Raw genomic sequence first — 12,980 nt, 5'->3', positions numbered from 1 at the left:
CGCGCGGCGGCCTTGCCCCGTGGGTGGACCATGGGATGCAATTGCGCCGGTATGGTTCGGGCAGCACGGAGGCGGGCATGCTCACGTTTGGCGAGGTCCACACCGGACTTCTGCAGAACTCGACGTCGCTGCCCTGGGACGCCACCGCCGACGTGCTCAACCTGCTGGTCGGGGAGCAGGTCCGGCGCTCCGAGCGGCCGATGGCCTACGCGGTCTCACCCAACCTGCTGACCAGTGTGGACTGCCGCCTGCCGGCCGCCTCCGGCAAGGTCATCCGCGGGGTCGGCACGGTCATCTCGCGGGCCTCGATCACCGGCGGCCATGTCGCACAGGGGTCCGGGCACGCCTCCGTGGTCAAGAGCGCCGCCAACCGCCGGCTCTCCTGGTCGCACTATCTGACCAGGCCGGGCGCGATCGAGGCGATCGGCAAGGCCGACGGCGGCGATATCGCCCGCGGTTTCGCCGGCACCTCGCAGGCGCTGGGCACGCTCAACGTCGGCGCGATCAGCGGCCGCACGCTCGACGCGGTGCAGCGCTCGACCCGGCTCGACCGGCACCCGCCGTTTCGCACCCAGCGCACCCACATGCGCTGGGTGGTGATCCCGACCGACGAGCCCGGCGCGGAGGCGACCGGCACCTTCCGGGTCGTGACGCCGACGCTGCGGGTGCTGGAGCTGGTCGTGCCGCGCGAGCACACCGGGTCGATCGTCGACCTGTGTGAAGACCTCGCGCTGCACGACTGGCTGCTCACCACGCTGTTGGCACTGATGGAATCGAGCCTGACCGGCCCGGGCACCCGGGCGCAGCGGATCGCCCGGCTGCGCCCCGCCATCGACACCCTGCTGCATCTCTGGATGCCGGCGGCCCGGGTCGACGAGGCGGTGCTGCCGGTCTGGCGGTCGCTGGAGCGCCGGCCCGGCTTCACCCGGCAATGGGAAGCCTCGGTCAGCCGGATCCGCGACCAGATGACCCTCGGCACCCTCGCCCTGCTGGAGTCGGCGACCGCCTGAGCTACTGGGGCGGGCGGGAAAGTTCCCGCCAGTCGAACGGACCGACGAGAAGGGCGCGCACGCGGTCGTACGCGTCCTCCTCGGTCTCGTACTCGTAGAAGTGGGACACGCCCTCGGCGCCACCCGCCCGCTGCTCGACATGCCAGGTATCGCCGTCGATCCGCAGGTAGACGTCGCGCCGCGCGGCGCGCCCCCACTTACCGTTCCACCAGTGCTTTCGTTGCTCCATGGCGGAACAGTATCGAACATGCGTTCGATTAGCGCGAGGTCGGGGGGTTCTCCCGGCCGAGGGTCTGGTCAAGGGCGGAGGAACGGTACTGACCGGGCACCCGGCCGCCCGCGACGAGGGCGTCGCGGATCTCGGTGAGCAGTTTGATCTCCTCGCTCGGTGCGGCGGGCGGGGGCTCCTCACCGCGCTGGCGACGCTCGGCCAGCTTGTTCATCGGGAAGACGACGAGGAAGTAGAGGACGGCCGCGGTCAGGAAGAAGGTGATCGCGATGTTGACGAACCCGGCCCAGTCGAACTCGACGCCGTTGACTTTCGGCTTGCCGCCCTGGACGCCACCGCCACCGAGCAGCTTGATCAGTGGCTCGAGGAACGACTTGGTGAACTGGTTGACCACGCCGGTGAACGCGGCACCGATCACGATGCCGACCGCGAGGTCGACCACGTTTCCGCGCATGATGAAGTCTTTGAAGCCCTTAAGCATGGCTCACCCTAAGCCCGGACCGGAGCCTCCAGGAACCTGCCCGCCTCGCGCGCCGCGTCGTCGGGATCGCCGGCCCTGATCGCCTCGACCAGTTGACCATGATCGATGCCCGCGCCGCCGGCCGCGAGCGACGGCCCGACCGCGGCGGCCACCGAGGCCCGGATCGCCGCGCCGACCGACGCGTAGAGCTCGGCCAGCATCGGGTTGTGTGCCGCGGCCACCACGGCCGTGTGCAGGTCGGCGTCGGCCTCGACGAACGCGTCGGCCTCGCCGCGCTGCCAGGCCGCGTCGCGCGCGACCAGGGCGGCATCGAGCCGGGCCAGGTCTTCGGGGGTACGCCGGAGCGCCGCCAACCGGGCCGCCTCGACCTCGAGGGCCCGCCGCACCTCGACGGTGTGCCCGGGATCGGCGGCGCCGAACTTGCGGGCCACCACCCCGGTCAGCTCGTCGGTCGAGCGCACGTAGGTGCCCGAACCCTGCACGCCCTCGAGCACGCCGGCGTGGGTGAGCGCGCGAACGGCCTCGCGCACGGTGTTGCGCCCGACGCCCAGAAGCTCCACGAGCTGCGGCTCGGTGGGGATCTTGGCCCCGACCGGCCATTCGCCGGCCCGGATCTGCTCGGTGAGCTGTGAGATCACCTGCTGGACGAGTGTGGACCGCGCATTGAGTGTCATGCGTAACATCACCCCACCATAAATCGTCCCATGATTCTAGTGTAGAGGCCGTGAGCCTTCCGACCACCGCACCGCGCCCAGCCGTCCAACCCCGTCGCATGCTGCTCGTCCTGGCCGGCATCGTGCTGGTCGCGGTCAACCTGCGCGCGGTGGTCACCTCTCTCGGCGCCCTGCTCGACGAGGTCCGCGACGGCCTGCACCTCTCCGGCGCGCTCGCGGGGGTGGTCACCACGGTGCCGACGATCGCCTTCGCGGTCTTCGGCGCGACCACACCGTGGCTGGTCCGCCGGATCGCGCCGGCCCGGCTGCTGGTCGCCGCCATGAGCGTGCTGGCCCTCGGCCAACTGCTGCGGGTGGTCACCGACTCGCCCGCGGCGTTCATCGGGTTCAGTGCGCTGGCCCTGGCCGGCATCGCGGTCACCAACGTGCTGCTGCCGATGATGGTCAAGCAGGGCTTCCCGGACCGGCCGGGCCTGGTCACCGGCGCCTACACGCTGTCGATGTCGGTCGGCGCCGCCGCCGCGTCGGCCGCGGCCGTGCCGGTCGCGCACGCCTTCGGCTCGTGGCGGGCCGGCCTCGGCGTGTGGGCGCTGCTGGCCGCCGTCGCCGTCCTCCCGTGGCTGCCGTCCGCCCTGCGCCGTGGTCAGCGGGTCGAGCGGCGGGCGATCCACCGGTCGGCCCGGATCAGCCCGGCGCGTACCCGGATCGGCTGGTCCATGGCGGTGTTCTTCGGCATGCAGTCGATCGGCGGCTACGCCGTGATGGGCTGGCTGGCGCAACTGTTCCGCGACTCCGGCTTCACCCCGTCGACGGCCGGCCTGCTGCTCGCCGGCGTGACCCTCTTCGCGCTGCCGTTCGCGCTGCTGATGCCGGCGCTGGCCGGTCGCGTGCGGCGGCTGCGACCGCTGATCCTCGGGCTGACGGCCGTGTGCGGTGTCTCCTACGTCGGCCTGGCCATCGCACCGCACGGCGGTGCGGTCCTCTGGGTCACGCTGCTCGGCATCGGGCAGACGGTCTTCCCGGTCAGCCTGGTCGTGATCGGCCTGCGGGCCCGCACGGCGGAGGGCACGGTGGCGCTGTCGGCCTTCGCGCAGAGCGTCGGCTACCTGTTCGCGTCGCTGGGCCCGCTGCTGGTCGGCATCCTCTACGAGGCCACCGGCGGCTGGCTCGCTCCGCTCGGCGTGCTCGCCGTGGCGCTCGCCATCCAGGCCGGTGCCGGTGTGCTGATCAGCCGACCGGGCTACGTGGAGGACCAGGCGCACTCGCCCGGCGCCGATGGCCCGGTCGAGGCGGTAGAGGCCACCCCGGCGGCGGTGCTGGCCGAGACCGGCCCCTTGGCCGCACCCCTCCGCGAGGCCGCCTAAGCCCGGCGGCGCCGGCACGCCGGCAGAACCGCCTAGCGTGCGGCGGGCCGGCCTGCGAAGAACCCGGGCCTAGCCCGCGGCGGGCTCGGACGCGTCGGCGGTGACGGCCTCGTCGACCGTCGGGTAGGTGTGCAACACCTCGACCAAGCCGCTGACCTCGAGGATGCGACGCACGCCGCGCTGCGGCGCGGCCAGTCGCACCAGGCCGCCGGCCTCGTCGGTGCTGTTCTTCGCGCGCACGAAGACGGACAGCCCGGTGGAGTCGCAGAACGACAGGTCGGTCAGGTCGAAGACCAGCCGGGGCAGGCCGCGATCGAGTAGGTCGGTGATCTGGTCCTGGAGCTGCGGCGCGGTGGCCATGTCCAGCTCGCCGCCAACCGACACCACGACGATGTCGCCGTGCTGTTCGGTGCCCACCGTCAGGGACATGCTCGACCTCCTGTGTTCGGAGGAACGGTACTCCACGGTGCCGGGGAGGGCACGCAAAGGCCCGAGGACCTGCCGTGGATGTGCTGTCCGTCGGCAGGCCCTCGGGCCGTGTTGGCGCGGCGCCGGTCAGGCGGTCGCGCGCAGGGGCGCGAGCGCCCGGCTCCACTCGACGACCTGGTCCAGGGTCGTGTGCAGGGCCGCCTCCTGGAACGGGCTCGGCTTGAGCACGCTGTAGTTCTCGAAGTCGTGGTGCAGCGAGAGCGCCACCTGCGAGCGCACGTCGGCCATCCGGAGCTCACCGGCGATGAGCCGGAGGTTCTCGACGGCACGGGCGCCACCGACGGAGCCGTAGCTGACGAAGCCCACGGCCTTGTTGTTCCACTCGGCGAACAGGAAGTCGATCGCGTTCTTCAGGGCACCCGAGGTGGAGTGGTTGTACTCGGGGGTGACCATGATGAAGCCGTCGAACGACGCGATCTTCTGCGCCCACTCGAGAGTGTGCGGCTGGCTGTACTGGCCCATCGAGGGCGGGACGATCTCGTCCAGGTGCGGCAGCTTGTAGTCGAGCAGGTCGACCAGCTCGTACTCCGCGTCGGTGCGCTGCTTGGCCAGCTCGTACACCCACTTGGCGACGGCCTCGCCGTTGCGGCCCGGGCGGGTGCTGCCGAGGATGATTCCGATCTTGGTCACGAGATTGTCCTTGATTTTCAGGGGGAGGACCTGCGGACGCAAAGTCCTTGCTTCGGCAAGCAAATGTACGAGCAGTTCCTTGCGTAAGCAAGTAAGCTACTCGTATGCCTCCGGTCACAGCCCTCCCGCCTCTCAACAGTGATGAGGATGCCCTGGTGCGGGCCCTGGGCCGGGTGTTGGCGGTGTTGCCGAAGCTGATCGACGCCGATCTTCGACGCGACGCCGGCATCTCCCTCACCGAATACAGCACGCTCATGCACCTGTCGGAGAGCCCCGACCGGCGGATGCGGATGAGCGAGTTGGCCGCCGCCTGCGATCTCTCGCTCAGCGGCATGACCCGCGCGGTGGCCCGGCTGGAGAGCGACGGCCTGGTGCGCCGGTTCCAGTGCGACGAAGACGGCCGCGGCTGGTACGCCGCCCTGACCGCTGCCGGCCTGGCCCGGCTGGAAGCGGCCTACCCGACCCACCTGGTCGCCACCCGCCGGCGCATCCTCGACCACTTCGCCGGCATCGACCTCACCGCGGTCGCCCGCGCCTTCGACGGCCTCTCCTCGGCCGAGTGGCAGAAGCCAGCACCCGCACCGGCTCGCCAGCGGTGACCGCCCGCTCGCCGGTCGACGGCAGTCCCGGAGGGCCCATGACACGATGTCCGCATGTGTTATGGAGATGACGCCCGCCCGCCGCAGCCGCCCAATCCCGGCCCCGTCGGCGAACACGGTGACCTGGTTCTGCGCTCTTCCGACGGCACCGAGTTCGGCGCCTACTTCGCGCATCCCGAGCGACCGACCGGTCGCGGGATCGTGATCTTCCCAGACGTCCGCGGCCTGCACGTCTTCTACAAGGAACTGACGCACAGCTTCGCGTCGGCCGGGCTGTCGGCGGTGGCGTTCGACTTCTTCGGCCGCACCGCGGGGGTGGGCGAGCGCGGTGAGGACTTCAACTACCGCGAGCACGTCGACAAGCTCGAGTTCGCCTCCGTCCGCGCCGACGCCACGGTGGCCGGCGGCTGGCTGCGCGAACACGGCACGGAGTCGCTCTTCACCGTCGGCTTCTGCTTCGGCGGCGCGATGTCGTTCCGCCAGGCCGCGGCCGGCGACAACCTGAGCGGCTCGATCGGTTTCTACGCGATCCCGTCGCGGGTGCGGGACGTAGCCGACGAGATCTCGTCGCCGCTGCTCATTCTCGCCGCGGGGCAGGATTTCACCCCGGTGGCCGAGGTCGAGCAGTTCGCCGACCGGGTGCGTGGCCACGGCGTCGACGTCCGGATGACCGTCTACCCCGACGCCGGGCACAGCTTCTTCGACCGCAACTTCGGCCAGCACCAGGCCGACGTCGAAGACGGCTGGCGGCAGATGCTGAGCTTCATCGACGACAAGGCCGCCTGACGCCGCTGGCGGCCGCCAAGAAAGCCATGATTACCCCCTAAAACGCGACTAGGGTACGAAGACATGGCACTGCAGACGCGGATGGTGACGTTCGACTGTGCCGATCCCGCGACCCTGGCAAGTTTCTGGGCGGCCGCGACCGGCCTGCGTGAGACGTGGCGCCATGAGAACGATTTCCTGATCCTGGGTGAGACGCCCGGTTTGTGCCTGGGCTTCCAGCACGTGCCCGAACCTAAGACGGTGAAAAACCGGGTGCACCTCGACTGGAGCAGCGACGGCGACGTCGCCGCCGAGATCGAGCGGCTGCTCGAACTGGGCGCCCGGGTGGTCGACCGGCAGAAGATGCCGCAGGGCTTCGGCTGGACGGTGCTCGCCGACCCCGAAGGCAACGAGTTCTGCGTGGCGACACCGCGGGCCTGAGCCTTGGAGCACGACCCGGGCCACGAGATCGCGGACGGCCAGGCACGCGGGTCTTCGGCACCAAGCATGCCGGCGGCCCGGCGCTGCGCCGGGCCGAGTGCGCGGCCGCGTAGCGGGCGAACGCCTCCCCGGGGTTGGCGGCCAGCGCGGTCGCCAGCGTCGCGGCGAGGCGGCGACCGACATCGCCCTGCGCCGATTCGCGGCGATGTCGGCCGTCCACCGAGCGCCACCGGTGGCCCCTGGCCGCGGTGAGGAACCGCTAATCCGGTCGGCGCCGCGGCGGGGCGAGTGAGGTCAGGATCGGGTGGGCCACCACCGCGCCGACGAGGCCGAGCACGATGACGAACACGGTGCGCGCACCGAGCAGATAGCCCATCGACCCGACCAGAAACCCGATCCCGGCGGCGACCAGGAACCGGGTGCCCGGCACCTGGAGCGCCCGCGGCGGCAGCCGCCGGTCGACGACGAGGTCCACCCGGGCCGCGTCGACCTCGAACCGCGCCGCGATCCGGGCCACCGACTGCCCGGCCAGGTAAGCGGCGACGATGTCGTCCTCGTGCTCATCCAGCGGGCGCGTCATCCCGTCAGGATATGCACGCCCGGCGATCTCCGGTCGCCCGTCAGCGGCGGCCGACGCGGGAGCGGCTGGAGAAGCTCGCGGCGTTCGACGACCCACCGGCTGTGGCCGTCGCGCTGCGGGCGCCGCCGCGGGAACGGTCTGACGGTTGGGTGGCGTGGCGGTCCGCCGAGCGGGTGCCGTTCTGGCTCGACTGCTGGGCGCCGCCTCGGCGACCACCGCCGTGCGGGCGGCGCTGGCGGGGCACCGGCGCCGTCTCGGGCGCCGGCGGCGGTGTCACGAATGTGCGCTCGCCCGGCGCCAGTTCCGCGAGGAACGGGTCCGTCGGGCCGGTCAGCCGGGTCGTCTTGGGCTTGATGCCGGCCTCGCGGGTCAGGTTGCGCACGTCGGCGACCTGGCTGTCGGTCATCAGCGTGACCACCATGCCGGAGGCCCCGGCCCGCGCGGTGCGGCCCGAGCGGTGCAGGTAGGCCTTGTGCTCCACCGGCGGGTCGGCGTGGATGACCAGCGACACGTCGTCGACGTGGATACCGCGTGCCGCGATGTCGGTCGCGACCAGGGTGCGCGCGCTTCCGTCGGAGAACGCGGCCAGGTTGCGGGTGCGGGCGCCCTGGGCCAGGTCGCCGTGCAGTTCGACGGCCGGGACGCCACCGGCGACGAGCCGGCGGGTCAGCGCCTTGGCGCCGCGCTTGGTGCGGGTGAAGACCAGCGTGCGGCCGGGCGCCGAGGTGAGGTCGGCGAGCACCGCCAACCGCTCCTCCTGCCGCACGTGCAGCACGTGGTGAGTCATCTTGACGACCGGCGACAGCGCCGAGTCGATGCTGTGCGTGACCGGGTTGTTCAGGTAGCGCCGGACCAGGCCGTCGACGGCGGCGTCGAGCGTCGCCGAGAACAGCATCCGCTGGCCGGCGCGCGGCGTCTGGTCGAGCAGCCGCTTGACGACCGGCAGGAAGCCCAGGTCGGCCATGTGGTCGGCCTCGTCGAGCACGGTGATCTCGATCGCGTCGAGCCGCGCGTGGCCGGCCCGGACGTGGTCGTCGAGCCGGCCGGGGCAGGCCACGACGATGTCGACCCCGCGGCGCAGCGCGGCGATCTGCGGGCCGGCGCCGACGCCGCCGAAGATCGTCACGGCGCGCAGGCCGAGCGGCTTGGCCAGCGGTGTGACGGCCGCCTCGATCTGGGTCGCGAGCTCGCGGGTCGGCGCCAGGATCAGCGCGCGCGGGCGGCCCGGCCGCTTTCCCTTGGTGTCGTTGGCCAGCCGCTGGAGCAGCGGTAGGACGAACCCGTAGGTCTTGCCGGACCCGGTGCGGCCCCGGCCGAGCACGTCGCGACCGGCGAGTGCGTCGGGCAGCGTGGCGGCCTGGATCGGGAACGGCGCGGTCACGCCCACAGCGGCCAGCGGCGCGATCAGCGCGGCGGAAAGACCGAGGTCGGCGAAGGTGGGTGTTTCGGTGGTCGGGTGGTGCGGGCGGCGTGCCGCCATGTAGATCTCCGAACGTCAGGGGGGCGTGCGGTGCGGCGCGGGCCGTGGCCTGCGCGACGCTGACCGACGCATATCACGGCCCCCGCGGCGGAGCTGTCAGGGCCGTCCGTGCCCAATCTACCCGATCTTCGCCAGATCCGGCTCGGCTGCACCGTGAAGATCAGCTCGGGCGCAGGTCGGCGGCCAGGCGGCCGACCACCGTGTAGGACGGGCGGGGGTCGGCCGGGGCGGCCCGGATGTTGAGCCAGCGCGGGACGGCCCGGGTGGCCGTGCGGGAGCCGGTCGCCGTCAGGTCGCCCGTGCGGACCGCCTCGCGCCAGCTGATCTCGCCGCGCCAGAGCAGGGTCAGGCAGCGCAGGCTGGTCTCGATGGTGACGGTGACCGGCAGGCCCGGGTCGAAGTCGCAGACGTCGGCGTCGTCTTCGGCGAGCACCAGCCACCACCGTTGGCTCTTCGGGGTCACGTCGCCGAACTGGACGTGCACCACCGTGCGGCCCGGTGGCAGGTCGGTGCGGGAGACCTGCCGGCGCATGTCCCACAGCAGCAGGTGCGGATCGAGGTCTTCCTCGCCGAGTTCGGGCATCCAGCGCATCGACCAGTCGCCGAGCGAGTCGACGATCGGCTGCAGGTCTTTGCCGGCCGGGGTGAGCCGGTAGATCACCTTGTTGCCGTCCGGATAGCGCTCGACGACGCCCACCCGCTCCAGCCGCTGGAGGCGTTTGACCAGCAGCGCGGGCGACATCCGGGGAACGCCGCGGCGGATGTCGTTGAAATGACGGCTGCCCATCAGCAGCTCGCGGACGACCAGCAGCGTCCAGCGCTCGTCGAGCACCTCGAGCGCCTTGGAAACGGGACAGAACTGGTAGTAGGTACCCACCAACTCACGGTAGGTCGGGCGCCGGTACAGAAACAGAACTGGTCGGCTTCATTTGTAGAACTGCCGGGTCGGGTGACCGACAGCGCAGCATCGGAGCATGACCGACATCAAAGAATCCGTGGGCGGCATGCTCGGGCTGCTGGCCGGCTACGTGGGACATCGCACCGTGTCGACCGGCATCCGCTCCGGCCTCGTCGCGGCGCTGGCGCAGGGCGGACCGGCCACACCGGACGAACTCGCCGCCCGGACCTCGCTCGATCCCTTCTACACGTTCGCGTGGTGCCGGGCCGCCTATGGCGCCGGCGTCTGCGACCGCGACGGCGACCGCTACCGGCTCGCCGCCAACCTCGACACCGTGCTGCTCGACGAGACCTCACCGGCGTACGTCGGAGGCGTGTTCAAGGTCCTCGAACAGCCCGAGTTCTTCGACCGGTTCGAAGCGAGCCTGGCCAGCGGCGAGCGGCTGTGGTGGGACGGCTGCTCGCCCGAGTTCATCGCGGCGGTCGGCGGCACCGGGCGACCGTTCTACCGGCGGCTCGTGCCCGACGGGCTGGCCCGCGTTCCCGGCCTCGAGGCACGGCTCGACGCCGGTTGCCGGGTGCTCGACACCGCCTGCGGTTCCGGGCACGGCCTGGTCATGCTGGCCACGGCCTACCCGAACTGCGAGGTGTCGGGTGTGGATGGCGACGTGCACTCGGTCGACGTCGCGTGCCGGACCCTGGCCGGTGCCGGCCTCGACGGCCGGGTCAAGGTCTGGGACAGTCCACTGGAGAAGCTCACCGTGAGCGAGCCCTACGACGTGGTGATCAACAACATCTCCATGCACGAGTGCCGCGACATCGACGCGGTCGCGCGCAACGTCAAGGCCGCGCTCAAGCCCGGCGGGGTGTTCGTCATCTCGGACTTCCCGTTCGCCGACGACGACGCCGGGCTGCGCACCGCGCCGGGCCGGGTGATGTCCGGCATCCAGATCTTCGAAGCGCAGATCGACGATCAACTGCTACCCCGCCGGGTGTACGACGATCTGCTGCGCACGCACGGCTTCACCGACCTGGGCTCCGCGGCGATCACCCCGATGCACGCCGTGACCTGGGGTTACGCCTGATCCAGCCGAGGGGTGGACCGGAAGGGCATCGGCCTGCGACGATATGCGCACTCTCAATGCAAGAACTTTCGCTTGCCTGGAGGTGCTGTGCTCATCCATCGCCGAGGTCTGCTCTCCCTGGCCACCGCGCTCGTGCTCGCCGTTGCGGCAACACCCGCGGTTGCGGCAACACCCGCGGTTGCCGCAACGCACGGGAGGGCGGCGGCCTACCGGCCGGTCATCTTCGTACACGGCAGCGCCGGGTCCGCGTCGCAGTTCGAGTCGCAGACCCGGCGGCTGACCAGCAACGGCTACCCGATCGACGTGATCGAGGCACACGAATACGACTCGCCCAACATCGCCACGATCCTGCCCGCCGTGTTCGCCGGGCTCGACGAGCGGGTCTCCCGGCTGCTCGCCCGCACCGGTGCCGACCGGGTCGACATCGTCGCGCACTCGCTCGGCACCTTCGTGCTGCAGAGCTATCTGACCAGTTCGCCGGCCCGGGCCGCGCGGGTCGCGCACTACGTCAACCTCGACGGGCGCCCGGCCACCGCGCTGCCCGGTGGCGTGCCCACGCTGGCCATCTGGGGCGAGGGCGACCCGGCCCGCGCGATCACCGGCGCGACCAACGTCTACTTCCCGGACCAGTCGCACACCCAGACGGTGTCGTCGGAGCAGTCGTTCCGGGAGATGTTCCGGTTCTTCCGGGGCCGGGCCCCGCACACCAGCCAGATCGTTCCGGAACGCACGGCCCGGATCTCCGGCCGCGCGGTGCTCTTCCCGAGCAACGCCGGCGTGACCGACGCGACGCTCGAGGTCTTCCGGGTCAGCCCGCTGACCGGCAGGCGCACGTCGAGCCGCCCGGTGCACCGGGCGCCGCTCACCGGCGACGGCTCCTTCGGCCCGATCGCGCTCGACGGCAGCGCCCGCTACGAGTTCGCCGTCGTCCGGCCCGGCGCCGCGACCCACCACTTCTATTTCCAGCCGTTCCTGCGCGACAGCGCGTTCGTCCGGCTGCTGACCAGCCGGCCCGGCGAGGGCCTGGGCGCGCTGGTGGAGACCGGTGACCGGCACACCGCGCTGACCATCCAGCGGCAGAAGGAGTGGTGGGGTGACCAGGGCGACGCCGGCGACCACCTCTGGGTCAACGGGCGCGACATCCTCAACGCCGCCAACGCGCCGCGGGTCAAGCGGGTGATCGGCATCTTCGCCTTCGACGCGGGCAGCGACCGCACGACCGACCTGACCGCACCGCTACCGGCGTTCTTCGCGCAGACCTTCATCACCGGCATGGACGTCTTCGTCCCGGCCACGCCGGCTCACCTCGGCTTCGTCTCGATCGCGGTCGCCCCGCGCGGCGGCGGGTTCGAGGTGGTCAACGTGCCCAACTGGAAATCGTCCGACCACCGGATCACGGTCAACGTCGACGACTTCTAGCCCCTGGACACGGCGGCATTTTCGCGGCACGGCACTGGTCACCGCTCCCACCGGTGAGCCGATTTGCAGAGCTCACCGGTGGGGTCGGCGGCGGTGACGCTGACACTGGCCAACCGCGCGAGAATTTCAGGGCAGCGCCGCGTAGCCGGCCAGCAGGATGTCGACCGCCTCGGTGAATCGGTGGTCGAAGTCGAGCCCGGCCCGGGTGGTCAGGATCTCGGTCAGGTTCGGAAACTCGGCCGGGTCGATTTCGTCGGCCCGCTCGTCGAGGTTGGGCTCGGTGCCCTCGTGACCGGGCGTCTCGCCGGCCTCGGCGAGGGTGTGGCCGATGGTGAACGTAGCGATCACGTTGACCACGTCCATCGCCCGGCCGAGCGGCACGCCGGCCGCGCGCATTCCGGCCAGCCAGCGCTCCGACATCCGCAGCGCCTCGGGTGAGTTGACCGGGCGGGTGGCGGCCAGCGGCAGCACGCCGGGGTGGGCCAGCAGCGCGCCGCGCAAGGAATGGGCGAACTGCCGCATCCATGGCACCCACGGGCCCGAACCCGGGTCCGGCTCGTCCAGGCCGGCGAAGGCGATCTCCATCACCCGGTCGACCAGGCCGTCGAGCAGCGCGTCCTTGTTGGGCACGTAGTGGTAGAGCGTCATCGCCTCGACCCCGAGCGCCGCACCGAGCTTGCGCATCGACAGCGCGGGCAGCCCGTGCTCGTCGAGATAGTCCAGAGCGGCGTCGAAGACGCGCTCCCGGCTCAGGCCCGCCTTCGCGCCGGCCCGGCGTACCGCCATCAGATACCAACCCCTTGACGATTCTTACGACGTAAGTCAGGCTATCAGCAA

At 71.3% G+C, this 12,980-nt stretch carries 16 protein-coding genes; 7 read left to right on the top strand and 9 right to left on the bottom strand.

Annotation, left to right across the window (positions count from 1 at the left end):
• Positions 1-77: 77 nt before the first annotated feature.
• Entirely contained in the window at positions 78-1,010 is a 933-nt protein-coding gene (locus AB0J74_RS30105) for an SCO2521 family protein (protein WP_363453896.1), read from the top strand.
• 1 nt (position 1,011) lies between these two features.
• On the opposite strand, the gene AB0J74_RS30100 is transcribed toward AB0J74_RS30105, so the two are convergent.
• Genes AB0J74_RS30100 through AB0J74_RS30090 form a run of 3 tightly spaced genes read right to left on the bottom strand, consistent with a single transcriptional unit; the run spans position 1,012 to position 2,394 of the window.
• The gene (locus AB0J74_RS30100) at positions 1,012-1,239 is read right to left on the bottom strand and encodes a hypothetical protein (protein WP_363453894.1); all 228 of its coding nucleotides are present in this window, start codon (positions 1,237-1,239) and stop codon (positions 1,012-1,014) included.
• A gap of 28 nt (positions 1,240-1,267) precedes the next feature.
• Positions 1,268-1,720: a large conductance mechanosensitive channel protein MscL gene (gene mscL, locus AB0J74_RS30095; RefSeq protein WP_363453892.1), complete on the bottom strand. Its 453-nt coding sequence runs from the start codon at positions 1,718-1,720 to the stop codon at positions 1,268-1,270.
• 8 nt (positions 1,721-1,728) lie between these two features.
• Positions 1,729-2,394, bottom strand: coding sequence for a FadR/GntR family transcriptional regulator (locus AB0J74_RS30090; RefSeq protein WP_363453890.1), 666 nt, complete (start codon positions 2,392-2,394; stop codon positions 1,729-1,731).
• Positions 2,395-2,492: 98 nt separating this feature from the next.
• Here AB0J74_RS30090 and AB0J74_RS30085 point away from each other — a divergent pair, with 98 nt between their 5' ends.
• Positions 2,493-3,758: an MFS transporter gene (locus AB0J74_RS30085; RefSeq protein WP_363454127.1), complete on the top strand. Its 1,266-nt coding sequence runs from the start codon at positions 2,493-2,495 to the stop codon at positions 3,756-3,758.
• A 69-nt stretch (positions 3,759-3,827) separates the two neighbouring features.
• Here AB0J74_RS30085 and AB0J74_RS30080 read toward each other — a convergent pair whose 3' ends face one another.
• Positions 3,828-4,187 (bottom strand): anti-sigma factor antagonist, encoded by a 360-nt coding sequence (locus tag AB0J74_RS30080; RefSeq protein WP_363453888.1) that lies wholly within the window; start codon positions 4,185-4,187, stop codon positions 3,828-3,830.
• A gap of 126 nt (positions 4,188-4,313) precedes the next feature.
• Positions 4,314-4,877: an NAD(P)H-dependent oxidoreductase gene (locus AB0J74_RS30075; RefSeq protein ID WP_363453886.1), complete on the bottom strand. Its 564-nt coding sequence runs from the start codon at positions 4,875-4,877 to the stop codon at positions 4,314-4,316.
• A 155-nt stretch (positions 4,878-5,032) separates the two neighbouring features.
• On the opposite strand from AB0J74_RS30075, the gene AB0J74_RS30070 reads away from it, so the two are divergent.
• The 3 genes from AB0J74_RS30070 to AB0J74_RS30060 all read left to right on the top strand — a co-directional run bounded on the left by AB0J74_RS30070 (position 5,033) and on the right by AB0J74_RS30060 (position 6,682).
• Complete coding sequence (locus tag AB0J74_RS30070; protein ID WP_363453884.1) at positions 5,033-5,476, top strand: MarR family transcriptional regulator; 444 nt, start codon at positions 5,033-5,035, stop codon at positions 5,474-5,476.
• A 54-nt stretch (positions 5,477-5,530) separates the two neighbouring features.
• Entirely contained in the window at positions 5,531-6,262 is a 732-nt protein-coding gene (locus tag AB0J74_RS30065) for a dienelactone hydrolase family protein (protein WP_363453882.1), read from the top strand.
• A 63-nt stretch (positions 6,263-6,325) separates the two neighbouring features.
• On the top strand, positions 6,326-6,682 hold the full coding sequence (locus tag AB0J74_RS30060; RefSeq protein WP_363453880.1) for a VOC family protein: 357 nt from the start codon (positions 6,326-6,328) through the stop codon (positions 6,680-6,682).
• A 259-nt stretch (positions 6,683-6,941) separates the two neighbouring features.
• Here the strand turns inward: AB0J74_RS30060 and AB0J74_RS30055 are convergent, their stop codons facing one another.
• The 3 genes from AB0J74_RS30055 to AB0J74_RS30045 all read right to left on the bottom strand — a co-directional run bounded on the left by AB0J74_RS30055 (position 6,942) and on the right by AB0J74_RS30045 (position 9,619).
• A complete protein-coding gene (locus tag AB0J74_RS30055) occupies positions 6,942-7,262 on the bottom strand; it encodes a hypothetical protein (protein ID WP_363453879.1) in 321 nt (106 codons plus the stop codon).
• A gap of 40 nt (positions 7,263-7,302) precedes the next feature.
• A complete protein-coding gene (locus tag AB0J74_RS30050; RefSeq protein WP_363453877.1) occupies positions 7,303-8,742 on the bottom strand; it encodes a DEAD/DEAH box helicase in 1,440 nt (479 codons plus the stop codon).
• 160 nt (positions 8,743-8,902) lie between these two features.
• Positions 8,903-9,619, bottom strand: coding sequence for a helix-turn-helix domain-containing protein (locus tag AB0J74_RS30045; protein WP_363453875.1), 717 nt, complete (start codon positions 9,617-9,619; stop codon positions 8,903-8,905).
• 97 nt (positions 9,620-9,716) lie between these two features.
• Here AB0J74_RS30045 and AB0J74_RS30040 point away from each other — a divergent pair, with 97 nt between their 5' ends.
• Positions 9,717-10,724 carry a class I SAM-dependent methyltransferase gene (locus AB0J74_RS30040; RefSeq protein ID WP_363453873.1) on the top strand — a complete coding sequence of 336 codons (1,008 nt, stop codon included), beginning with the start codon at positions 9,717-9,719 and terminating at the stop codon, positions 10,722-10,724.
• A gap of 87 nt (positions 10,725-10,811) precedes the next feature.
• Positions 10,812-12,143, top strand: coding sequence for an alpha/beta hydrolase (locus AB0J74_RS30035; RefSeq protein ID WP_363453871.1), 1,332 nt, complete (start codon positions 10,812-10,814; stop codon positions 12,141-12,143).
• Between the two features lie 126 nt (positions 12,144-12,269).
• On the opposite strand, the gene AB0J74_RS30030 is transcribed toward AB0J74_RS30035, so the two are convergent.
• Positions 12,270-12,929: a TetR/AcrR family transcriptional regulator C-terminal domain-containing protein gene (locus AB0J74_RS30030; RefSeq protein WP_363453869.1), complete on the bottom strand. Its 660-nt coding sequence runs from the start codon at positions 12,927-12,929 to the stop codon at positions 12,270-12,272.
• Between the last annotated feature and the right edge of the window lie 51 nt (positions 12,930-12,980).

This window comes from Asanoa sp. NPDC049573 (assembly GCF_040676615.1).
Classification (GTDB): Bacteria; Actinomycetota; Actinomycetes; order Mycobacteriales; family Micromonosporaceae; genus Asanoa.
The sequence above is the reverse complement of the archived record's forward strand: the minus strand, read 5'-3'. Positions and strand labels throughout refer to the sequence as shown.

What these genes read in the sequence shown, in the direction of transcription:
- AB0J74_RS30065 (WP_363453882.1), top strand. Translation starts at nt 5,531, where the DNA reads ATGTGTTATGGAGATGACGCCCGCCCGCCGCAGCCGCCCAATCCCGGC.
- AB0J74_RS30030 (WP_363453869.1), bottom strand. Translation starts at nt 12,929, where the DNA reads ATGGCGGTACGCCGGGCCGGCGCGAAGGCGGGCCTGAGCCGGGAGCGC.
- AB0J74_RS30100 (WP_363453894.1), bottom strand. Translation starts at nt 1,239, where the DNA reads ATGGAGCAACGAAAGCACTGGTGGAACGGTAAGTGGGGGCGCGCCGCG.
- AB0J74_RS30105 (WP_363453896.1), top strand. Translation starts at nt 78, where the DNA reads ATGCTCACGTTTGGCGAGGTCCACACCGGACTTCTGCAGAACTCGACG.
- mscL (WP_363453892.1), bottom strand. Translation starts at nt 1,720, where the DNA reads ATGCTTAAGGGCTTCAAAGACTTCATCATGCGCGGAAACGTGGTCGAC.
- AB0J74_RS30060 (WP_363453880.1), top strand. Translation starts at nt 6,326, where the DNA reads ATGGCACTGCAGACGCGGATGGTGACGTTCGACTGTGCCGATCCCGCG.
- AB0J74_RS30050 (WP_363453877.1), bottom strand. Translation starts at nt 8,742, where the DNA reads ATGGCGGCACGCCGCCCGCACCACCCGACCACCGAAACACCCACCTTC.
- AB0J74_RS30040 (WP_363453873.1), top strand. Translation starts at nt 9,717, where the DNA reads ATGACCGACATCAAAGAATCCGTGGGCGGCATGCTCGGGCTGCTGGCC.
- AB0J74_RS30055 (WP_363453879.1), bottom strand. Translation starts at nt 7,262, where the DNA reads ATGACGCGCCCGCTGGATGAGCACGAGGACGACATCGTCGCCGCTTAC.
- AB0J74_RS30080 (WP_363453888.1), bottom strand. Translation starts at nt 4,187, where the DNA reads ATGTCCCTGACGGTGGGCACCGAACAGCACGGCGACATCGTCGTGGTG.
- AB0J74_RS30090 (WP_363453890.1), bottom strand. Translation starts at nt 2,394, where the DNA reads ATGACACTCAATGCGCGGTCCACACTCGTCCAGCAGGTGATCTCACAG.
- AB0J74_RS30085 (WP_363454127.1), top strand. Translation starts at nt 2,493, where the DNA reads ATGCTGCTCGTCCTGGCCGGCATCGTGCTGGTCGCGGTCAACCTGCGC.